Annotated in this window: 18 protein-coding genes; 9 read left to right on the top strand and 9 right to left on the bottom strand. The window is 69.1% G+C overall.

Translation table 11 applies throughout. From position 1 onward, the window contains the following. Positions 1 to 18 precede the first annotated feature (18 nt). The 5 genes from ACSQ9E_RS01070 to ACSQ9E_RS01090 all read left to right on the top strand — a co-directional run bounded on the left by ACSQ9E_RS01070 (position 19) and on the right by ACSQ9E_RS01090 (position 3,707). Entirely contained in the window at positions 19 to 756 is a 738-nt protein-coding gene (locus ACSQ9E_RS01070) for a lysophospholipid acyltransferase family protein (protein WP_057269010.1), read from the top strand. An 82-nt stretch (positions 757 to 838) separates the two neighbouring features. Then, on the top strand, positions 839 to 1,123 hold the full coding sequence (locus ACSQ9E_RS01075; protein WP_157422129.1) for a hypothetical protein: 285 nt from the start codon (positions 839 to 841) through the stop codon (positions 1,121 to 1,123). Between the two features lie 242 nt (positions 1,124 to 1,365). Then, complete coding sequence (locus ACSQ9E_RS01080; protein WP_436216618.1) at positions 1,366 to 2,598, top strand: Yip1 family protein; 1,233 nt, start codon at positions 1,366 to 1,368, stop codon at positions 2,596 to 2,598. A gap of 106 nt (positions 2,599 to 2,704) precedes the next feature. After that, on the top strand, positions 2,705 to 3,280 hold the full coding sequence (locus tag ACSQ9E_RS01085; RefSeq protein ID WP_436216619.1) for a DUF4166 domain-containing protein: 576 nt from the start codon (positions 2,705 to 2,707) through the stop codon (positions 3,278 to 3,280). A gap of 25 nt (positions 3,281 to 3,305) precedes the next feature. After that, positions 3,306 to 3,707, top strand: a complete 402-nt coding sequence (locus ACSQ9E_RS01090; protein WP_057201760.1) for a thiol-disulfide oxidoreductase DCC family protein — start codon at positions 3,306 to 3,308, stop codon at positions 3,705 to 3,707. Between the two features lie 16 nt (positions 3,708 to 3,723). Here ACSQ9E_RS01090 and ACSQ9E_RS01095 read toward each other — a convergent pair whose 3' ends face one another. Further along, positions 3,724 to 4,344, bottom strand: a complete 621-nt coding sequence (locus ACSQ9E_RS01095; RefSeq protein WP_436216620.1) for a DUF6272 family protein — start codon at positions 4,342 to 4,344, stop codon at positions 3,724 to 3,726. 171 nt (positions 4,345 to 4,515) lie between these two features. Next, positions 4,516 to 5,598 (bottom strand): ABC transporter ATP-binding protein, encoded by a 1,083-nt coding sequence (locus tag ACSQ9E_RS01100; protein WP_436179665.1) that lies wholly within the window; start codon positions 5,596 to 5,598, stop codon positions 4,516 to 4,518. A gap of 179 nt (positions 5,599 to 5,777) precedes the next feature. Here ACSQ9E_RS01100 and ACSQ9E_RS01105 point away from each other — a divergent pair, with 179 nt between their 5' ends. The 4 genes from ACSQ9E_RS01105 (at position 5,778) to ACSQ9E_RS01120 (ending at position 11,420) form a co-directional block, all read left to right on the top strand. Beyond that, positions 5,778 to 7,349 (top strand): ABC transporter permease, encoded by a 1,572-nt coding sequence (locus ACSQ9E_RS01105; RefSeq protein ID WP_436220170.1) that lies wholly within the window; start codon positions 5,778 to 5,780, stop codon positions 7,347 to 7,349. 163 nt (positions 7,350 to 7,512) lie between these two features. Next, positions 7,513 to 8,421: a LysR family transcriptional regulator gene (locus tag ACSQ9E_RS01110; RefSeq protein ID WP_436216621.1), complete on the top strand. Its 909-nt coding sequence runs from the start codon at positions 7,513 to 7,515 to the stop codon at positions 8,419 to 8,421. Between the two features lie 117 nt (positions 8,422 to 8,538). Beyond that, positions 8,539 to 9,930, top strand: a complete 1,392-nt coding sequence (locus ACSQ9E_RS01115; protein WP_436216622.1) for an 8-oxoguanine deaminase — start codon at positions 8,539 to 8,541, stop codon at positions 9,928 to 9,930. Between the two features lie 182 nt (positions 9,931 to 10,112). Beyond that, positions 10,113 to 11,420, top strand: coding sequence for a nucleobase:cation symporter-2 family protein (locus ACSQ9E_RS01120; protein WP_436216623.1), 1,308 nt, complete (start codon positions 10,113 to 10,115; stop codon positions 11,418 to 11,420). 71 nt (positions 11,421 to 11,491) lie between these two features. On the opposite strand, the gene ACSQ9E_RS01125 is transcribed toward ACSQ9E_RS01120, so the two are convergent. From ACSQ9E_RS01125 to ACSQ9E_RS01155, 7 genes are all read right to left on the bottom strand, one after another. Beyond that, a complete protein-coding gene (locus ACSQ9E_RS01125) occupies positions 11,492 to 11,812 on the bottom strand; it encodes a hypothetical protein (protein WP_057201766.1) in 321 nt (106 codons plus the stop codon). 123 nt (positions 11,813 to 11,935) lie between these two features. Further along, positions 11,936 to 13,468, bottom strand: a complete 1,533-nt coding sequence (locus tag ACSQ9E_RS01130; protein ID WP_436216624.1) for a PepSY domain-containing protein — start codon at positions 13,466 to 13,468, stop codon at positions 11,936 to 11,938. A gap of 14 nt (positions 13,469 to 13,482) precedes the next feature. After that, positions 13,483 to 15,684, bottom strand: a complete 2,202-nt coding sequence (locus ACSQ9E_RS01135; protein WP_436216625.1) for a TonB-dependent receptor — start codon at positions 15,682 to 15,684, stop codon at positions 13,483 to 13,485. 126 nt (positions 15,685 to 15,810) lie between these two features. Continuing rightward, a complete protein-coding gene (locus ACSQ9E_RS01140; protein WP_436216626.1) occupies positions 15,811 to 16,167 on the bottom strand; it encodes a DUF2946 family protein in 357 nt (118 codons plus the stop codon). A 108-nt stretch (positions 16,168 to 16,275) separates the two neighbouring features. Further along, positions 16,276 to 17,715: an aldehyde dehydrogenase family protein gene (locus ACSQ9E_RS01145; RefSeq protein ID WP_057269175.1), complete on the bottom strand. Its 1,440-nt coding sequence runs from the start codon at positions 17,713 to 17,715 to the stop codon at positions 16,276 to 16,278. A 151-nt stretch (positions 17,716 to 17,866) separates the two neighbouring features. Further along, positions 17,867 to 18,967: a porin gene (locus tag ACSQ9E_RS01150; RefSeq protein WP_436216627.1), complete on the bottom strand. Its 1,101-nt coding sequence runs from the start codon at positions 18,965 to 18,967 to the stop codon at positions 17,867 to 17,869. A 519-nt stretch (positions 18,968 to 19,486) separates the two neighbouring features. After that, positions 19,487 to 20,212 (bottom strand): FadR/GntR family transcriptional regulator, encoded by a 726-nt coding sequence (locus ACSQ9E_RS01155; RefSeq protein WP_007853081.1) that lies wholly within the window; start codon positions 20,210 to 20,212, stop codon positions 19,487 to 19,489. Between the last annotated feature and the right edge of the window lie 54 nt (positions 20,213 to 20,266).

Consider the following 20,266-nt stretch of genomic DNA (forward strand, 5'->3'; position numbering starts at 1 on the left):
GCTGTTCACAACCGCGCGATGAAGGCCCTGCGCGCCCTGTGGCGCCTTCTGCGCATGCTGGGCCACATCGCCAAGGGCCTGGCCATCGTGGCGCTGCGCTTTCCCGCGCTCTCGCCCGACCAGCAGCACGCCCGTGTGCAGGCCTGGTCCATGGAGCTGCTGGCCAAGATCGGCATCTCGCTGCGCTTGCAGGGCCAGCCCCCCGTGGCCGGCCCGGTCATGCTGGTGGCCAACCACATCTCCTGGCTCGACATCCCCGTGATGCACGCGGCCCGCCACTGCCGCTTCGTTTCCAAGTCCGACGTCAAGGCCTGGCCTGTCATCGGCGGCCTGGCCACTGCTGCCGGCACCCTGTACATCGAGCGCGCCTCCCGCCGCGACGCCCTGCGCATGGTGCGCACCATGCAGGAGTCGCTCGAGCGCGGCGAGGTGCTCGCCGTCTTCCCTGAAGGCACCACCGGCGATGGGCGCGACATCCTGCCCTTCCACGCCAATCTCATCCAGGCCGCGATCGCCGCCAACGCCCCCGTGCAACCCGTGGGCCTGCGCTTCGTCGACCGCACCACCGGCGACCTGAGCTTCGCCCCCAGCTACATCGGCGACGAAACCCTGGTCGGCTCCATCTGGCGCACCCTGAGCGCCCCGGCCATCGAGGCCGTGGTGCACTATGGCGAGCCGGAGCTGCCTGCGGGGCGGGATCGGCGGGTGTTTACGCAGGATTTGCAGGGGGTAGTGGATCGGTTGCGGCGAAGCTAGGCAGCCGATTGGGCAGTTGTCCGACTTGGCGCCCAGGCGGCATGCGCGATACTGGCCTCTATCCTTGATGGAGGCAGCAGCTATGCGATTCATTCAACAGCTCAGCGTGTGGATGGTTCTGGTCTTCAGTTCCATGGCCGCCGTGGCACAGGGCGTCAACACGCCCGCCATTGTGCCCGGGCTACGGCCGGCCATGCCAGCATCGTCCCCGTACCAGCCCCCTGTGCCCACGACCAGCAGTACGCCGCAGCAGACCCCTGCGCCAGCGCCCAGCCTGACCCCGGCCCAGACGCCAGAGCCACCGCCTTCCCAGTCACCCTCCGAGACACCGCGCGAGCCGGTTGCCGCGCCGCCCGTGCAGGGCTGAGCGCATACCCGCCGGGGGGGGCATCCCGGCATCAACCTTTCCCGTTCACGTTGCCTGCTGCACGACAGCCGGAGTAGCCTGCCCGCCCGAAACCGTGCATATTCCACATTTGCGGCGCCACGGGCTTTTGCACCTGCGTGCAAGTGCTCCCAATTGCCTTATCGTCCGCACCAGTTGACAACAGGCCTGCATCCCATGTCGGGGGCGCAGGGCTCCATTCACACTGCCGGGAGGGCACCGCCATGAACCTGATCGAACGCGTCAAGAGCATTCTTCTCAAACCCAAGGAGACCTGGGTCACCATCGAGTCCGAGCCGGCCGATGTGGCGGGGCTCTACACCCAGTACCTGATGATCTTGGCGATCATTCCGGCGGTCTGTGGTTTCATCGGCATGTCGCTGATCGGCTTCGGCGGCTTTGGCTTCACCATGCGGGTGCCCATCTTCTCGGGCCTGATCAACATGGTGGTCTCGTACGTGCTGAGCCTGGTGGGCGTGTTCGTGCTGGGTCTCATCATCGATGCGCTGGCGCCCACCTTCGGCGGGCAGAAGAATTCCATCCAGGCGCTCAAGGTCGCGGTCTACGGCAGCACGGCAGCCTTGCTGGGCGGCATCTTCAGCCTGCTGCCGGCCCTGGCCATGCTGGGCTTCGTCGCGGCGCTGTACTCCATCTACCTGGTCTACCTGGGTCTGCCGGTGCTCATGCGCAGCAACCCCGACAAGTCCATCGCCTACACGGCCGTGGTGATCGTCGCAGGCATCGTGGTGGGCGTCATCATCGGTGCCGTGAGTTCGCTCTTCATGCCCCGTGGCGGCGCCATGTTCAGCGGATCCGATGCCCCTGCGATCTCGGTGAACACCCCCGGCGGCAAGGTCACCATCGACACTGCGGGCCTTGAAGCCGCCAGCAAGAAGATGGAAGAGGCCGCACGCCAGATGGAAAAGGCCCAGAAGAGCCAGGACCCCGCCGCCATTGCCGCAGCCAACAGCGGTGCCGTTGCGGCAGCCGCCAGCATGATGGGTGGCGGGCAGGCCGTGGCGGCCCAGTCCCTCAAGGCCGCGCTGCCCGAGCAACTGGGTGGCATGCCACGCACGGGCTTCGACGTGCAGGACGGCGCGGCCCTGGGCCTGCCCACCAGCCAGGCCAGCGCCTCCTACGGCAGCGGCGACAAGCGCGTGCGCATCGAGATCATCGACATCGGCGGTCTGGGCCAGATGGCGGCCCTCGCCATGGGCATGGGCCAGGGCGAGAAGGAAGACCAGAGCAGCGCCGAAAAGACCTGGCAGGAAAACGGCCGCACCCTGCACCAGAGCTACCAGAAGGACGGCAGCCGCGCCGAGTTCAAGACCGTGCTCAAGAACGGACTGGTGGTCGGCATCGAAGGCGACCGTGTGGGCGTGCAGGACCTGCGCGGCATGCTGTCGCAGGTGGACCTCAATGCCCTGGAAGGCCTGCAGCGCAAGCCAAAAGGTTGAGGCAGTCCACCCTGGGGGAATGCGCGGGCTCCGGCCCGCATTTTTTGCCTGCGCCCCAGGCGGGTAGACTGGATGCACGCAGACCTGTGCCCTGCATGCAAGCACCATGAACTACACCATTGCCCCTGCCGCACCCGCCACGCTGTACCAGCGTGTGATGGGGGTGGACTTCGACCGCCTGGCGTCGCCGGTGGCGCGTTTTCACCGCCTGGCGGGGGCGCAGGTGCTGCATGGCCAGGTGCAGGTGCAGGCCCCCGCGTCGCTGCTGGGTCGGGTGCTGGCCTGGGGGCTTGGAGCGCCGCAGCAGGCGGGGCAGGGCGCCATCCGCTTCGAGCTCGATGCCACGCCGGGTGCCGAGGTCTGGACGCGCATCTTCCCCACCCGCACCATGCGCTCCACCCTGCGCGAGGCGCCGGGCTTTGTCGAGGAGCACATGGGTGCGGCGCGGCTGCTTTTTGGCCTCACGGCGGTCGAGGGCGGCCGGCTGGAGATGCGCCTGGTGCGCATGCGTTTTCTGGGCATCCCCTGCCCGCGATGGCTGCAGCCCGCCATCGTGGCGCGCGAGACGGGGCAGGGCGATGACCAACTGCACTTCGACGTGCAGGCCACCGTGCCCTGGATCGGTCAGGTGGTGGCCTACCGGGGGCATCTGCGGGTGCCTGCCGACGCCAAGCCCACATGATTGTCGTTTTCGACACCGCACTGCGATGATTGTCGTCTTCGACGCCAAGTGCCTGCTGTGCAATGGCTGGGTGCAGTTCCTGCTGCGCCATGACCGCGCGGGCCGCATCCGCTTTGCCTCCATCCAGGGACAAGAGGGCCTGCGCCTGCTGCACGAGGCGGGCCTCCAAGTCGATGGCCTGCAGACGCTGCTGGTGGTGGAGGACAAGGAAGACGGTGGCCGCACCTGGCAGCACACCGCCGCCATCCTGCGCATCCTGCACGCGCTGGGCTGGCCCTGGCGCCTGGCGTGGGTGGGCTGGCTGGTGCCGGCACCGCTGCGCGATGCGCTGTACCGGCTGGTGGCACGCAACCGTTATCGCATCTGGGGGCGGTCGGAGACCTGCATGCTCCCCGCGCCCGAACACGCGGGGCGGTTTCTCGATTAGGACGTGCCGGACGCGCTCAAATCCGTGCTTTGACGTGGAACAGCGCCGTGCGGCCTTCGGTATCGGGGCTGGGCGCAAAGCTGTATTCCAGCGGCGCACTGGCATCGCGCGCAATGGTCAGCAGGCCCAGGCCGGCGCCCTTGCTCAGCGTGTCGGTGGCGTTGTGGTCGGGGTTGCGCAGTTGCTCCCGGTAGCTTTGCTTGATCTCCTCCAGGCTCATGGCGCGCAGGGCGTCGAGCTTGTCGGTAAGCCGGGGCACGTGGGCGATGTCCACGGCGTTGCTGCAGACGATCCAGTACTGTGGTGGTCCATCGCCCTCCAGCCCGGCGGCAGGCAGGTCCTTGCCCACGCCGATGGCACCCTTGGGGGCGGGCGCTGCGGGCACATCAGCCGCTGCCGTTGTCTGCGCGTCGTCGTCGGGCGGCACCGCATAGTGCAGGATGTTGTGCGCCATCTCCACGAAGGTGGAGAACAGCTTGCGCTTGGCCGGGCCGGAGGCATCCTCGGTGGCCAGGCGCTGCTTGAGCGAGTCGGCCGCTGCGGCCACCACGGCAGGCGTGAACTCACCGGCGTAGTAGAACAACACGCCGCAGTCCTGCGCGTTGGCCTGAAAGCGTTCGAAATCGGGGCCGTTCATGCGCCGGCTCCGGCTGGGTCCACAAGGGAAAAGGGCAGTGCCGCCTGGACGAAGGCGCCAGCGGCCAGGCGACTGGCGAGAAAAGACATGCAGGAAGAACCGGTGATGCTGCGAATTGCCACCGATTCTTGCCGCCTTGCATGACGGCGCCGTGACGCCCTTTGTGGCAGCTCAGGCGGTGCCGGCTTCTGCCTCACGGGGGAAGGTCACCACATGGTCTGCTTCGGCGCGTATGCCGATCCACTCGCCCACGGCATGGTCGTGGTGGCTGGGCACATGCGCCAGCACGCTCTGGCCGCTGGCCAGGCGCAGGGTGTACAGGAACTCCGAGCCGCGGAACGACTTGCGCACGATCTGCGCCTGCACCGGGGATGCGTCGTCGTGCACGATGTCATCGGCGCGCAGCAGCACATCGCATTCGCCGCCGGGGTAGCTGGCGGGCAGGGGGCATTCGGCCAGGTCGGTGAGCTCGCCCACCGGCGTCTGCGCCACCACGTTGTCCCCGCGCTGCACCAGGGTGGCGGGGGCGAACACGCCGTGGCCGATGAAGTCCGCCACGAAGCGCGTGGCCGGGCGGTGGTACAGGGTGTAGGCATCGTCCCACTGGTGCAGCCGGCCTTCGTGCATGACGCCGATCACGTCGCCAATGGCAAAGGCCTCCAACTGGTCGTGCGTGACGAACAGGGCCGTGGCACCCGCCGCCTTGAGGATGCCGCGCACCTCGTGCGCCAGGCGCTCGCGCAGGTCCACGTCGAGGTTCGAGAACGGCTCGTCCAGCAGCATCAGCTGCGGGCGCGGCGCCAGCGCGCGCGCCAGCGCCACGCGCTGCTGCTGCCCGCCCGATAATTCATGCGGAAAGCGCTGCTCGCTGCCTTCGAGCCCCACCAGCGCCAGCACCTCGGCCACGCGCGCCGCCTGCTCGGCGCGCGGCAGGTGGTGGATGCCGAAGGCCACGTTGCGCCCCACCGACAGGTGCGGAAACAGCGCATAGTCCTGGAACACCATGCCGATGCGCCGCTGCTCGGGCGGCACGCTCACGCTGGCGCTGCTGACCACCTTCTGCGTCAGGCTGATCTGCCCGCCCGACACGGGTTCGAGCCCGGCCACGGCGCGCAGCAGGGTCGTCTTGCCGCAGCCCGAGGGGCCGATGAGCACGCCGATATCGCCCGCGCGCAGGCCCAGGGACACGTTCTGCACGGCGGCGCGGGGGCGGCCTGCATAGCGCACTTCAAGTTGGGAGACCTCTAGGAACATGGCCCCATTTTAGGTGGATGGGCTCGAATGCTTAAAATTCGCATTTGCATTTCCGAACTTCCCTGCGGCCCCGGGCGCGGGGCCGGCATGCCCTGACCCCTTTGCCGAGCCCTTTTGCCTTGCGCCGCACACCGTTTCGCTTCTTCCACACCAGCCCCCTGGTCCTGCTCGCCGGCATCATGGTCCTGCCCGTGCTGGCGGTGCTGGCTTCGTGGCTGCCGTTCGGGCAGACCGATGCGCTGGCCGGCCCCATCCTGCGCGAGATGGCTGCCACCGTGCTGCCCGGCTATGTGTGGACGACGCTGTGGCTGAGCCTGCTGGTGGCGCTGGGCGCGGCCACCGTAGGCACGGCGGCGGCGGCGGCGGTGACGCTGTTCGACTTCCCGGGCCGGCGCACCTTCGAGTGGCTGCTGCTGCTGCCCCTGGCCATGCCCGCCTACGTCACGGCCTACGCCTACACCGACTTCCTGCAGTTCAGCGGCCCCCTGCAGGTGGGACTGCGCGCCAGCTTCGGGCTTGAAGGCCGGCTGCTGCCCGAGGTGCGCAGCCTGGGCGGCGCGGTCTGGGTGTTCATCTTCTCGCTGTACCCCTATGTCTACCTGCTGGCGCGCACGGCGCTGGGCGAGCGCGCCGCCCACCTGATGGAGGCCGCGCGCATGCTCGGTGCGCCGCTGCCCCGGCGCATCCGCGCCGTGGCCCTGCCGCTGGCGCGCCCGGCCGTGGCCGCCGGCGTGGCCCTGGTGCTGATGGAGACGCTGGCCGACTTCGGCGTGGCCAGCTACTTCGGCATCCAGACCTTCACCACCGGCATCTACAAGGCCTGGCTGTCCATGGACAACCGGCTCGCCGCCGCCCAGCTGGCCACCATGCTGCTGGTGGTGGTGATGGCGCTGCTGCACCTGGAGCAGCGGGCACAGAAGCGCATGCGCTTTGCGGGCGGCCTGGGCCGCGCCGGCTCGGCCGAGGCACAGCCCCTGGCGCTGCGCGGCGGGCGCCGGGTGCTGGCCTGGGCCGTGTGCACTGTGCCAGTGCTCATGGGCTTCGTGGCCCCGGTGGTCTTCATGCTGCGGCCGCTGGCGGCCGACTGGTCGGTGCTGCCCTGGGGGCGCTTCATCGAGTGGGCCTGGAACAGCGTGCGGCTGGGCGGCATCACCGCCGCGCTGGCCGTGGTGGTGGCCCTGTCCCTGGCATTCGCCGTGCGCCGCAGCGCCGATGCCGTGACCCGGGGCGTGGTGCAACTGGTGAGCCTGGGCTACGCCGTGCCCGGCGCCGTCATCGTGGTCGGCCTGCTGCTGCCCGTGGGCTGGCTGCAGGCGGCCGTGCCACAGTGGGGCGTGGGTGCCTTGGTCACGGCCACGGCCGTGGGCATCGTCTGGGCCTACCTGGTGCGCTTTTGCGCCGTGGCGCTGCAGTCCATGCAAAGCGGCTATGCGCGCATTCCGCAAAGCCTGGACGACTCGGCGCGCATGCTGGGCACGGGCAGCGCCGGCCTGCTGGCGCGCGTGCACTGGCCCCTGCTCAAGCGCTCCACCGCCGCCGCCGCGCTGCTGGTCTTCGTGGACGTGATGAAGGAGCTGCCCGCCACCATGGTGCTGCGCCCCTTCAACAGCGACACCTTGGCCGTGGTGGCCTACCAGTTGGCGCGCGATGAGCGCCTGGGCGAGGCGGCGCTGCCCTCGCTGGCGCTGGTGGCGGTGGGGCTGGTGCCGGTGATATTGCTCAGCCGCACCTTGCGCTCCGCCAAGCGCTGAGCGCGGCTCAAAAAACTCTTCTGGCGTCGTTGCCGAGTCTTGTCGTACTACCCGTACTGCCTGCGACGCGACGCCTAGCCAGAACCGCTTCGCTGAGTTTTGTGAGCCGCTTGAAGCCGTGCCGGACGCAGCATCGCCCGGCAAACCGGGTAACCTGCGCCCCATGCACGCCCGAGTCCTGCGCTACCTCGACGAAGTGGTCCGCCGCGGTTCCATCCGCAAGGCGGCCGAGCACCTGCACGTGGCGCCCACGGCGGTCAACCGCCAGATCCTCGACCTGGAGGCGGAGCTCGGTGCGCCGCTGTTCGACCGTATCCACAACCGCCTGCGCCTGACACCGCTGGGCGAGATGGTGCTGGCCCATGTGCGCAGCACCCTGCGCGAGCATGCCGCGCTGCGCGAGCGCATTGCGGAGTTCAAGGACGAGCGCCGGGGCGAGATCACGGTGGCCACCACGGCGGGCCTGGCCGGCTCGCTGCTGCCCTCGCTGGTGCACGATTTTCGCCAGCGCTACCCAGGCATCGCTGTGCGCATCATCGACCTGCCGATTGCAGAGATACCGGCTGCCGTGGAGCGCGGCGATGCCGAGCTGGGGCTGGGCTACGACCTGTCGTTGAAACCCGCCCTGTGCACCCTGTCGGCCAGCGAATGGCCCATCGGCGCCGTGGTGCCGCCCAAACATGCGCTGGCGCGCATGGCCTCGGTGCTGCTCAGCGACTGCATCGGCCATGCGCTGATCCTGCCCGCGCCGCAGCTGACCATCCGCACGCTGCTCGATGAGGCCTTCGAGCGCAATGCCATCAAGGTCACGCCCGTGGCCGAATCGACCTCGATGGCACTGATCCTGCGCCTGGTGGCGCTGGGCGAGGGCATCGCCCTGCTCAACCCGCTGGACGTGATGGAAGAGCGCGCCCGCAATGCCCTGGTCTTCGTGCCGCTGCGCGACGCCCACCTCGCGCGCCAGACCCTGGTGCTGGCGGCGCGCGCCAAGGGGCAACTGAGCGCCGCGGCCGAGCTGATGGCGGCCAACATTGGCGACGCGCTGGCGCGGCTGTTCGCTACCGCGCGCTGAACTCCGCAGGTTCATGTGTCCACATTTTGTGCACACCCCAGGCGCAATTCGGCGCTATCGCAGATGCACTGCCGTTCCTAGACTGGCGTCATCGATTAGCGAAGAACGAGAAGCCCCATGACTACCCTGATAGCCCTGAACGCCGATGTCCTCGTCACCATGGACGCGCAGCGCCGCGAGATCCGTGATGGCGCCCTGGTAGCCGATGGCCCGGCCGTGCAGTGGGTGGGCCCCACGGCCGAACTGCCGCTGCAGTACCGCCGCATGGTGGACGAGGGCACGGCGCGGGTGCTTGACATGCGCGGGCGCGTGGTGCTGCCGGGCCTGGTCAACACCCACCACCACATGTACCAGAGCCTCACGCGCGCCGTGCCTGCGGCGCAGGATGCGGAGCTGTTCTCGTGGCTCACCAACCTCTACATACTGTGGTCGCACCTCACGCCCGAGATGGTGCATGTCTCCACCCAGACCGCCATGGCCGAGCTCATGCTGTCGGGCTGCACCACCACCAGCGACCACCTGTACCTGTACCCCAACGGCGCGCGGCTGGACGATGCCATCGCCGCCGCGCAGCAGATGGGCATGCGCTTTCACGCAGCGCGCGGCTCCATGAGCCTGGGCAAGAGCAAGGGGGGCCTGCCGCCCGACGCGGTGGTAGAGGAGGAAGAGGCCATCCTGCGCGACAGCCTGCGCCTGATACAGCAGTACCACGACGCCTCGCGCCACGCCATGCTGCGCGTGGTGCTGGCGCCGTGCTCGCCGTTTTCGGTGACGCGCGGGCTGATGCGCGAATCGGCCTTGCTGGCGCGCGCGCACGGCGTGTCGTTGCACACCCACCTGGCCGAGAACGACAACGACGTGGCCTTCTCGCGCGAGAAGTTCGGCCTCACCCCCGCCCAGTACGCCGAGAGCCTGGGCTGGGTGGGCCGCGACGTGTGGCATGCGCACTGTGTGAAGCTCGACCCCGAGGGCATTGCCCTGTTCGCGCGCACCGGCACAGGCGTGGCCCACTGCCCCTGCTCCAACATGCGCTTGGCCTCGGGCATTGCGCCCGTGCGCAGCATGCGCGATGCGGGTGTGCCCGTGGGCCTGGGGGTGGACGGCAGCGCGTCGAACGACGGCGCCCACATGCTCGGTGAGGCGCGCCAGGCCCTGCTGCTGCAGCGCGTGGGCCACGGCCCCGCCGCCATGGGCGCGCGCGAGGCGCTGGAGATCGCCACCCTGGGCGGCGCGCGCGTGCTCAACCGCGACGACATCGGCGCGCTGGCGCCCGGCATGTCGGCCGACTTCGTGGCCTTCGACATGTCCGCCGTGGGCTTTGCGGGTGCGGGCCACGACCCGGTGGCGGCGCTGGTGTTCTGCACGCCAGCCAATGCCGACACCAGCGTCATCAACGGCCGCGTGGTGATCGAAGGCGGCCGCCTGCTCACGGCCGACCTGCCCGTGGTGCTGGGGCGGCACAACGCACTGGCAAAGACGCTGTTCGAGCGGGCCTCGGCCGGCCACTGATCCCCTTCATCCACCACCAGGCTGCCTCACCAGGCTGCCTCTTCGGGGGCTGGCCTGGCCTGGGCGCTGGCCGTCCATCACCGCACGCAAGAAGCGCCGACCCGCCATTCCTACCCGCCATCGCATTCCTTCACATGACGACAAGTGCCTTTGCAAAGGCCAACGGACAAGGAGACAAGACAATGGAACAACTGCTTTACAAGGTGGAAGACCGTCCACCGATGCTGGCCACGGCGGTGCTACTGTCGCTGCAGCACCTGCTGGCAGCACTGGGCGGCATCATCGCCGTGCCGCTGGTGGTGGGCGGCGCGCTCAAGCTGCCGGCCGATCAGGTCGTGGCCCTGGTGAATGCCGCGCTGCTGGGTTCGGGCGTCGTCACCATCATCCAGTGCAAGGGCGTGGGCCCCGTGGGCGTACGCCTGCCCTGCGTCATGGGCACCAGCTTTGCCTTTGTCGGCGCGGGCATCAGCGTCGGGCTGGAGCATGGCGTGGCCGGCATCCTGGGGTCCTCGCTCGTGGGCTCGCTGGTGATGATCGTCGGCAGCTTCTTCATGCCCGCGATCCGCCGCTTCTTCCCGCACACCGTGACCAGCGTGGTCGTGACCATGATCGGCCTGTCGCTCACGCCCGTGGCCGTGGACTGGGCGGCGGGCGGCGTGGGCAGCGGTGACTACGGCGCCATCGGCAACCTGGCCATTGCGGGCTTCGTGCTCGCACTGGTGATCGGTTTCGTGCAGTGGGGCAAGGGCATCGTCTCGGCCAGCGCGGTGGTGCTGGGCATCGCCTGCGGCTACGTGCTGTGCCTGGCGCTGGGCCTGATCGACTTCACGCAGGTGCGCGAGGCCCCTGTCTTCGCAATCCCGCAGCCGCTGCACTTCGGCATGGCCTTCCCGGTTGCGGGCATCTTTGCCATGTCCATCGCCTTCCTGGTCACCATCGTCGAGACCACGGGCACCTTCATGGCGCTGGGCGCGGCCACGCAGACGCCCATCCCCAACAAACGCCTGGCCAGCGGCATCCTGTGCGACGGCGTGGGCTCGGCTTTTGCGGCGGTGATGTCCAGCCCGCCGCTGTCCACCTTCGCGCAGAACGTGGGCGTGGTCTCGCTGACCGGCGTGGCCAGCCGCCACGTGGTGATGCTCACGGGCGTCATGCTGCTGCTGGCCGGGCTGTTCCCGGTGCTGGGCGCGCTGGTGGTGACGATTCCGCAGCCCGTGCTTGGCGGTGCGGGCCTGATGATGTTCGCGATGATCGTCTCGGCCGGCATCCGCATGCTCGCCAGCAGCGCGCCCTCGCGCCGCAACAGCCTCATCATCGCCGTCTCGCTGGGCTGCGGCCTGGCTGTGACGGTGCGCCCCGACCTGCTGGTGCGCATGCCGGCCTTCGTGCGCGAGGTCTTCGGCTCGGGCATCACCGTGGGCGCGCTGGTGGCGGTGGTGCTGAACCTGGTGCTGCCAGGGCGCGAGCGCGAGGAAGACGAGCCCGCCTGACCCCGCCCACGAAAAAGCCGCCCGAAGGCGGCTGGCTGGGTGGGGGGAAGCAGGCGGGGGCGCTTGCTTGCTCACTCGCTCCAGTCGGAGTGCTTCTCGCAGAGCTTGTTCGTCTCCTTGCCCTTGCGGGTCTCGCCAAAGGTCACGAGGTTGCCCTTGAAGTCGTCAGGCGTCTCGTTCCACATGCAGGTGCACCAGGCCTGGGCCTTGGTCTGGCCCTTGATGGGGCTCTTTTCGTCGCCGCCCTCGTACAGCTTGGCGGCGTAGCCCAGGCATTGCCGGTACTGGGCGTCGCCTGCAGGGGGCTTGTTGTAGTCGGTGGCGGCCAGGGCGGACGTGCCTGCAGCCAGGACGAGAAGGGCGCCGGTGAGCGCGGTACGGATCGATTGCATGGGGGACCTCTGCCAGGTGGTTTTTGGTGTTGAAGACGGCGGGGCCCGGGTACGAACGGCAAGGCTGCTGCGTAGCACCCGGGTGTTGCACAGTGTAGCTTTGTGAAACAAAAGGTTTCGGTACTATTTTGCACCCTTCCTGGCGGCCTGCCTTGTGCCCCGCCACGGCCGCACCAGCCGTCGCCACCCCACCACCACGCCCGTGAGGCTCAGCACCGCCCCGCCCAGGCTCAGCACGATCAGCACCCCATCCCACAGCGGGCGTCGCGCCAGCAGCGGCCCCCAGTCCCAGCTGTGCAGCAGCGCGAACAGCCAGCGGCTGGCGCGGCGGTGGGTGTCGCTCTTGTCCAGCACGGCGCCGGTGTGCGGGTCGATGTGCACCCAGGTGGCGTGGGTATCGGCAAACACCACGCGCAGCACTGGCAGGGGCTTGTCGCCGCCGCCCGTCATGGTGTGCGCGGCGCGGCTGTAGTAGTGCAGGTCGTAGTCGTGCAGCAGCTCGGTGCGCGCCACCGGGTCGGGCAGCAGCCGTGCCGCGGCGGCTTGCAGCGCTTCTGGGTCCATGGCGTGGGGCTGGGCGGTGGCGGCATCGAGCAGGGCCGGCGCGCCCGTGGGGCTGCCTGCCTGCACCAGCGTGTGGCCGGCCGTGCGCACCCAGCGCAGCTCCCGGGTGTTGGGCGAGGCGGCAGCCAGCAGGGCCTGCACACTGGCGGGCTGCGCGGGCAGCAGCAGCGGGCCGCCGTGCATGGCCTGCGTGCGCAAGGCCGGGGCGCCGCTGTCGAAAACCTTCCAAGGGTTCATGGACATCAGGCCGCTGAAGATCCAGGTCAGCGTGACCGCTGCGAACAGCAGCCCCGAGACATGGTGCCAGCGCATCATGAAGCCCCGGTAGGGTGAGCGCGAGCCGCTCTTGTAGCGCCTTGTGAAGCGCCAGCGCATGATGCCCACCACCGTGCCGGTGACAGTCAGCACGATGCCGGCGATGGACAGCCAGTTCACGATGTCGGCCCACCAGGCATCGAAGGCATTGCCGCGGAACGGGTAGAGCCAGTGGATCCAGGCGCCCACGTAGTTCCAGCCGCGTTCCGTGCGCGTGGCGTCGCGCACCACCTCGCCCGTGGTGCCCGAGACGTAGACCTCGGTGTCCGCCGCGTCACCCAGTGCCAGGCGGTGCAGGGGTCGGTGCGCATCGAGGGCGCGCGAGTGGGTGAAGGCGTCCTCGTCCAGGCTGCCCAGGTAGCGCGGGGCGCTGCCGGGCGCACCGGCAAAGGCCTGGGCCGATGCTGTGGCCCAGGCCGCGTCCACCCCGCGCAGCACCTGGCCGGTGCTGGCATCGACCACGGTGGCGGGACCGCGCCTGGGTGCGCCCTGCGGCAGCACCAGGTAGACCGCCCGCCCGCCGCTGGCCACGGCCAGTCGCAGGTCCGACAGGGGCTTGCCGTCGATACCTGCTGCGCGAAGGGCCTGCGCGGGCTCCAGTGCGATGGCGGCCGTGCGCAGCGGTGCCAGGTGCTCCAGCCGCTCGGTGGCCGTGAGCTTGGGGTAGCCCACGTACATCATCACCACGCCTGAGACGAACCACATGGCGAATAAGGCGCACAGCACCACGCCTGCCCAGCGGTGCACAAGGTAGAGCCAGCGCTTGGCGTGCGGCATGCTGCGGCCCCTCGTCAGAATGCGGTGTGCAGAGCCACGTCAACCGTGCGTGGGGCGCCCAGGTAGACCTGGTCGCGCACCTCGGCCGCATAGGTGCGGTCGGTGGCGTTGCGGATGCGTGCCGTGAGCGTGGTGGCCGGGCCGAGCTTCCAGCCCAGGCCAAAGTCGAGCAGCGTGTACGAGGGCCAGAACTTGGTGTTGGCCGCGTTGCCGTATACCTTGCCCACATGGCGCAGACCTGCGCTGGCCGTGACCGTGGGGGTGATGGCATACGACACCCAGAGGTTGGCCACGGCCTGCGGCACCAGGGCCGGCACTTTGCCCGCCATCGACACGCCGCCCTGCACAAAGTTCTCGTAGCGCGCGCGGGTCAACGCCAGGTTGCCCTGCAGCTGCCACTGGGCGCTGGGGCGCAGGCCGGCCGACAGCTCGATGCCGCGCGACGACTGCTCGCCTACCAGTACCGTGAGGTTAGGGTTGGCCGGGTCCTGCGAGGCGATGTTCTGGCGCCGTATCTCGAACGCCGATACGGTGGCGCTGCCCTTGCCGTCCCAGAAGTCGAACTTGCTGCCCACCTCGATCTGGCGGCCTGTGGTCAGCTCGCTGTTGTTGCGCACGTCGGCGAACGAGGCCGATGCCAGCGAGCCCGATGGCGGGTCGGCTGCGTTCGATGCCTGGGCGTAAAGTTTGGCGCCGGGGGCGATGTCCCACACCACGCCCAGGCGCCCGGTGGTGGGGTGGTAGTCGCGGCTGAAGGTGGCGGGCGCGGCGGCCGTCACCGCGCGGCGATTCACCAGGTCCAGGGCTATGCGTTCATGGCGCAGCGCAGTCACCAGGTTCAGCCCGGGCACCAGCGCCGTGCGGTTCTCCAAATACAGGGCGGTGGTGGTGGCCTTGTTGTCCTTGTCAGCGCTCCAGACCGGCGACAGGCCCGGGATGTCGAAGAAGTTCTCGGTCGCAAAGCGGGTCGGGTCCACAGTGCTCACGGTGACGGCGGGGCCTTGCGGAAAGCGCGTCTGCTTGTTCACGCTCACGTCCAGGCCAAAGGCCCAGTCGCTCTTCCGGCCCGCCAACTGGTCCTGGTAGGTGCCTTCGATGCGGTTGCCCAGCAGCGTCTGGTCATGGCGCTGCAGGTAGGGCGAGGTGCGCGCCACGGCCGTGTTCGTGGCGTTGAAGGTGTAGATCTCTACGTTGCGGTAGTCGCGCAGCGCGTCGTACGCATAGAAGGTGTTGCGCAACTGCAGCGCATCGGACACGCGCCACTGCGCCACCGAGCGCAGCCACTGCACGCGGTGCTCGTACAGGCCGTCCGCGCTGTTGTAGTTGGCAAAGCGCGTGGCCGGATCAACGCGCAGCGCGCCCAGCGCGGGATTCAGCACGGGCGTGCCCCAGTAGGGCCGGTCCACATGGTCCTTCTGGTACTCATAGGCCAGGGTGTGCGTGAAGCCCCCGCCCAGGTCGGACAGCAGCGATGTCGCCAGCTGCGTGGCCTGGGTTTTCGTGCCCGTGGTCCAACTGCCCGCGTCGCGGTGGTTCAGGTCGATGCGCGCGAAGTGCGCGGGCCCGGCGCCTTCGCTGCTGCCCGCGATGCGGCGGTTCAGGCCCACAGACACTTCCTTGAGTCCGTACGAGCCCAGCCGCAGCTGGCCTTCGGCGAAGTTGCCGCGCTCGGCCGTCTTGGTCAGGTAGTTGATCGAGCCGCCCACGCCGCCCGAGCCGTAGAGAAAGCTCGACGCCCCGCCGATGGCTTCGACGCGGTCGTAGATCCAGCTGTCCACCGCTCGCGTGGCGCTGCCGTACTGCGGGTTGATGCCGTTGTACAGCTGCGCCACCGAGTTGGCGGTGAAGCCGCGGTAGCTCGCGGCCATGGAGCCGGGCGCGTTGTGCGCGCTGACGCCGGGCACGGCGCGCAGGATCTCCTGCGTGTCCTGCGCGCCGCGCGCGTCGATGGTGGCGCGGTCCACCAGCGTGACGGAGGCCGGCGTCTCGCGCACCGTCAGGCCCAGGCGGCTGCCGGTGGCCACGGGGGTGTCGAGCTGCAGCCTGCCATTGGGCTGCGGCGCGGCATCGATCACCTCGACGGCCTGCAGTGTGGGGGCGGCCTGCTGGGCGGCCGCGCACAGGGGCACCAGGACGAGGAAGAGGGCCGCATGCAGCGGCGATAGGGGGAACAACAGGGCGGGTGCGGCAACACCGGCCGGAAGGGAACGGGACATGGCAGGACTCTCTGGCGGACGGCGGCACCTGGCGGCAAGACAAGCGGCAGGTGCGCACTGCCCGCAACACGGACAGGAAGGCCACGCAGCCCTGGCGTCCAGGGGCCTGCGCGAGCGGCGGTCGGGTCAGAGAGCGGTGGGGGGGCCGCGCGCGGGCAGCGGTGCCGCGGTGATGGCGGCAATGCGCGCCGCCTCCACGGGCTGCACGGCGTGCGCCAGCGGTTGCGGCAGGGGAAGGAAGGCGGAGGGAACGGCAGGCGGGGCGCCTGCGATGCTGCACAGCGGGCAGTCCATGCCCATGCTGCCCATCTCGACGGTACCGTCGTCGGTCTGCACCAGCAGCTTGATGGTGCCGGCCCCCGAGCAGATCACCTCGATGGACTGGGGGTTCACCAGCGGCGAGGCGATGGCCACGCCCATGGACGCCACGAACCAGGCCAGCACCCAGAGGCGCAGGACGGAGAAGGTTCGCAGGGCGTACATGGGGCGCGATTATGCATCGCCGCCGCAAAAAAGCATCGGGCGCCGAGGGCGCCCGATGCTTTGCACCAAGCCTGGATGGACCAGGTCTGGTGGATCACGCGTGCGGAATCAGGCCTGCGTGTACGCCGTCTTCACCGTGGTGTAGAACTCGGCGGCGTAGCGCCCCTGCTCGCGCGGACCGTAGCTGCTGCTCTTGCGGCCGCCGAACGGCACGTGGTAGTCCACACCGGCGGTTGGCAGGTTCACCATCACCATGCCGGCCTGGGCGTGGCGCTTGAAGTGCGTGGCGTGCTTGAGGCTGGTGGTGGCGATGCCACTGGCCAGGCCGAAGGGGGTGTCGTTGGCCAGGGCCAGCGCTTCGTCGTAGTTCTTCACGCGCTGCACGCTCACCACGGGGCCGAAGATCTCTTCGCGGTTGATGCGCATGCCGGGCGTGGTCTCGGTGAACAGGGCCGGGCGCAGGTAGAAGCCGGGCGCGCCATCGGCGTTTTTCTCCAGTGCCTCGCCGCCGTAGGCGAGCTTGGCACCTTCCTGCTGGCCGATGCCGATGTACTCCAGGTCCTGCGCCAGCTGGCGGTCGTCGACCACGGGGCCGATGTCGGTGCCGGCCTTGCGCGCGTCGTCCACCTTCAGAGTCTTCATCTTCTCGATCACGGCGGCCACGAAGCGGTCGTGGATGCCATCGGTCACGATCACGCGGCTGCTGGCCGTGCAGCGCTGGCCGGTGGAGAAGAAGCCACTGTTCACCGCGGCGCCCACGGCCACGGCCAGATCGGCGTCATCGAGCACCACAAAGGGGTTCTTGCCGCCCATCTCCAGCTGCACCTTGGCACCGCGCGGCACGCAGGCCGCCGCCACGCGCTGGCCCGTGCCCACCGATCCGGTGAAGCTCACGCCGGCGATGCGCTCGTCTTCGAGCAGCACCTGGCCGACGTCCGAGCCGCGGCCCATCACCAGGTTGAACACGCCGGCCGGCAGGCCCGCGCGGTGCAGGATGTCGGCCAGCGCCCAGGCGGAGCCAGGCACGACTTCGGCGGGCTTGAACACCACGCAGTTGCCATAGGCCAGGGCCGGGGCGATCTTCCAGGCCGGGATGGCGATGGGGAAGTTCCACGGCGTGATGATGCCGATGATGCCCAGGGGCTCGCGCGTGATCTCGATGCCCACGCCGGGGCGCACCGAGGGCACCAGTTCACCACCGGGGCGCAGTGCCTCGCCGGCAAAGAACTTGAAAATGGCGGCCGCGCGGCCCACTTCGCCAATCGCTTCAGGCAGGGTCTTGCCCTCTTCGCGGGCCAGCAGGTCACCCAGCTCGGCCTTGCGCGCGATGATTTCGTTGCCCACGGCGTCCAGCACGTCAAAGCGCTGCTGGGGCGTGGAAAGGCTCCACGCCGGGAATGCGGCCTGGGCAGCCGCCACAGCGTCCAGCGCCTGCTCGCGGCTGGCCACGGCGTAGTCGCCGATCACATCGCGGGTGTCCGAGGGGTTGGTGTTGCGGTAGCCGCGGACGCCTTCGGTCCAGGTTCCGCCAATCAGGTTTGCATGCATGGTGTGGTGCGGGTAGTGGGAAAGTGGTGGCAACAGTGCCGAACAGGCCGCCGGCGCACCGCGCAGGCCCGGCCACTGCACAGCGCCTGCGCGGGGCAGTGCATTGTGCAGCGGTCGGTGCGCGGTGGCTGGTGGCCCATTCTGGCGTGCCTTAAAAAGCCGTGCGCACGCCGATCTGCGTGACGCCCTTCTGGCTGACGAAATCCTTGAGTCCGCCGGTGGCTTGCGACGCCGACGCATACAGGAAGGTGTTCTTGGACAGCGCATAGCGCGCACCCACGGCGACCTTGCCCAGGGTGTCATTCTGGCCTGCCGCGTTGGCGTACTTCACGCGGGTGTAGTTGGCGCCCAGCAGCACGAAGGAGCCCACGGGCACTTCCACGCCGATGGTGGTGCCGTCGCTGTGGTCCATGGCGAAGGTATTGGTGCCGGTCACGGTCAGGTTGTTGCCCGTGAAGGCGCCGTTGACCGAGGTGGTGGCCAGGTCGCGGTTGCGCTGCACGCCGCCGAGCACTTTGACCACGCCGAAGTTGTAGTTGGCCGCCACCGTGAGCGACTTGTTCACGTTGTCACCCGTGGTGCGCGAGCGGTTCCATTCATACGATAGCGCGCTGTTGAACGGGCCCTGGCCGTAGCTCAGCTTGACGCCATAGAAGCGGTCGGCCGTGCCCTCGCCGGGCGCCACCTGGGCGGCCGCCTGGAAGCCTCCATAGTTGATGGTCTGCACCTGCAGCACGTTGTCCGCACGCGGGGCGTTGAGCCACAGGGGCAGGGCCTTGCCGGCGTTGGTCACGCCGGTGCCGGGGTTCAGCGTGAGGGCGTTGGTGAACGGGTTGCTCAGGCCCATGACCGAGTCTTCCAGGATGTACTGGCGGCCCAGGCGCAATTCACCCACTGTGGACGACGACAGCCAAACGAAGGCTTGGCGCCCGAAGGCCCGGCCGCCCTGGCCGAAGGTGCCGTTGTCGGCGTTGAATCCGTTTTCCAGCAGCACACCGGCCTTGAGGCCGCCCCCCAGGTCCTCGACCGTGCGGATGCCCCAGCGCGAACCGTTCAGGCCGTTGGTCGTGCCGTCGTTCATGGCCGTCATGCTGCCAGCGCCCGAGCGCGAGCCCGCGCTGTAGTGGCTGACGTTGACGTCGACCAGGGTGAACAGCGTCACGCTCGACTGGGCCTGGGCTGCGGGCGCAGCGGCCAGCAGCGCCGCGCAGGCGGCCAGGGACAGGTTGGAAATTTGCGTCGTCTTCTTCATGGTTTTTTTGTCTCTCTCTCGTTCTCGGCTCTTGTTTTCTTCAGGGTTGATGAAAGCGGGGATGGAATGGGCGGTGGGGCTCCTCAGGGGTGGATGGGCATGGCAGGGCAGCACGCCAGCGCGGCGCGGTCAGGGGCTGTCGTGCTGAAAGGGGGCGGCCCGGGGCCGCAGGGTGGCGAAGTGCTCAGCGCCCGGTGGCTGCTGCCATCGGGGCGGGCAGATGTCTGACCTCACAAGGTCCCATGCCGATCGGCGGCGCGCATTTTGGTGAGGTCATGGACGAAGGCTCCCAGGCAATGAGGCGTGCGCTGGCGTGTGCCGGTGCTTTCGGGGGCAGGGCGGTAGCCTCAACGCGTTGATTTGTTGTATGTCATCGTACAACAAAATGCGAGCGTGGGGCCTCGGGTTATTACTGACGGTCTTGGTCCGGGGCGCGGCTCCACGCCGGCGCGGCCAGCAGCCTGCGCAGGCGCTGGGCTGAGCGTTGGAGGCAGGGTGGGGGCGTGGGCCCCCGGGGGATCAGCCGGCCTCGGCCTGGGCGCGGCGGCGGCGCTCGCGGCTGTTGGCCAGGTGGGTGCGCATGGCTGCGCGCGCGCCATCGGGGTCCTGGCCGACGATGGCGTCGTAGATGCTTTCGTGCTCGCCGTTCACGCGCCGCAGGTACTGGCGCAGGTCGCTCTGGCTGTCGCCGGCCTCGAGCCGCGCACGCGGGATGATCATGCTGCCCAGCGTGCCCATGAGCTCCGCGAAATGGCTGTTCTGCGTGGCGCGCGCAATCTCCAGGTGGAACTGGAAGTCCGACGCCACCGCGTCGCGCCCTTCGTCCACGGCCTTGGTCACGGCGTCCAGCGCCACGCGCATGGCGGCGATGTTGGCGTCGGTGCGGCGCTGCGCAGCCAGCGCGGCGGCCTCGGTCTCCACGCCGATGCGCAGCTCCAGCACGGCGATCACGTCGCGCAGCGTGCTGAACTGGTCGGGCGTGATCTTGAAGCCCGGCGCCTGCCCCAGGCCCAGCACGAAGGTGCCGATGCCGTGGCGCGTTTCCACCAGGCCCGAGGCCTGCAGCTTGGAAATCGCCTCACGCACCACGGTGCGGCTGACCTCGAACTCCGCCATGATCGCCGCCTCCGTGGGCAGCTTGTCACCCAGCGCCAGGCGCCCGTCGCGGATGCGGTCGCCCAGGGATTCAACCAGCTCCAGGGCCAGGGTGCGGGGCTTGCGGCGAAGGGCGATGGCGGTGTTCATTTCTCGGTGTTATCCCTATGTGATCGTGGGGCGCTTGGGAGTACATTGCATTCG

Source organism: Acidovorax sp. LjRoot118, assembly GCF_964253575.1.
Lineage (GTDB): Bacteria > Pseudomonadota > Gammaproteobacteria > Burkholderiales > Burkholderiaceae_C > Acidovorax.

Coding starts and splice junctions, on each gene's coding strand:
- ACSQ9E_RS01130 (WP_436216624.1), bottom strand. CDS start 13,468: ATGCCGCACGCCAAGCGCTGGCTCTACCTTGTGCACCGCTGGGCAGGC.
- ACSQ9E_RS01100 (WP_436179665.1), bottom strand. CDS start 5,598: ATGTTCCTAGAGGTCTCCCAACTTGAAGTGCGCTATGCAGGCCGCCCC.
- ACSQ9E_RS01110 (WP_436216621.1), top strand. CDS start 7,513: ATGCACGCCCGAGTCCTGCGCTACCTCGACGAAGTGGTCCGCCGCGGT.
- ACSQ9E_RS01090 (WP_057201760.1), top strand. CDS start 3,306: ATGATTGTCGTCTTCGACGCCAAGTGCCTGCTGTGCAATGGCTGGGTG.
- ACSQ9E_RS01135 (WP_436216625.1), bottom strand. CDS start 15,684: ATGTCCCGTTCCCTTCCGGCCGGTGTTGCCGCACCCGCCCTGTTGTTC.
- ACSQ9E_RS01120 (WP_436216623.1), top strand. CDS start 10,113: ATGGAACAACTGCTTTACAAGGTGGAAGACCGTCCACCGATGCTGGCC.
- ACSQ9E_RS01070 (WP_057269010.1), top strand. CDS start 19: ATGAAGGCCCTGCGCGCCCTGTGGCGCCTTCTGCGCATGCTGGGCCAC.
- ACSQ9E_RS01085 (WP_436216619.1), top strand. CDS start 2,705: ATGAACTACACCATTGCCCCTGCCGCACCCGCCACGCTGTACCAGCGT.
- ACSQ9E_RS01075 (WP_157422129.1), top strand. CDS start 839: ATGCGATTCATTCAACAGCTCAGCGTGTGGATGGTTCTGGTCTTCAGT.
- ACSQ9E_RS01155 (WP_007853081.1), bottom strand. CDS start 20,212: ATGAACACCGCCATCGCCCTTCGCCGCAAGCCCCGCACCCTGGCCCTG.
- ACSQ9E_RS01095 (WP_436216620.1), bottom strand. CDS start 4,344: ATGAACGGCCCCGATTTCGAACGCTTTCAGGCCAACGCGCAGGACTGC.
- ACSQ9E_RS01115 (WP_436216622.1), top strand. CDS start 8,539: ATGACTACCCTGATAGCCCTGAACGCCGATGTCCTCGTCACCATGGAC.
- ACSQ9E_RS01145 (WP_057269175.1), bottom strand. CDS start 17,715: ATGCATGCAAACCTGATTGGCGGAACCTGGACCGAAGGCGTCCGCGGC.
- ACSQ9E_RS01080 (WP_436216618.1), top strand. CDS start 1,366: ATGAACCTGATCGAACGCGTCAAGAGCATTCTTCTCAAACCCAAGGAG.
- ACSQ9E_RS01150 (WP_436216627.1), bottom strand. CDS start 18,967: ATGAAGAAGACGACGCAAATTTCCAACCTGTCCCTGGCCGCCTGCGCG.
- ACSQ9E_RS01105 (WP_436220170.1), top strand. CDS start 5,778: ATGGTCCTGCCCGTGCTGGCGGTGCTGGCTTCGTGGCTGCCGTTCGGG.
- ACSQ9E_RS01125 (WP_057201766.1), bottom strand. CDS start 11,812: ATGCAATCGATCCGTACCGCGCTCACCGGCGCCCTTCTCGTCCTGGCT.
- ACSQ9E_RS01140 (WP_436216626.1), bottom strand. CDS start 16,167: ATGTACGCCCTGCGAACCTTCTCCGTCCTGCGCCTCTGGGTGCTGGCC.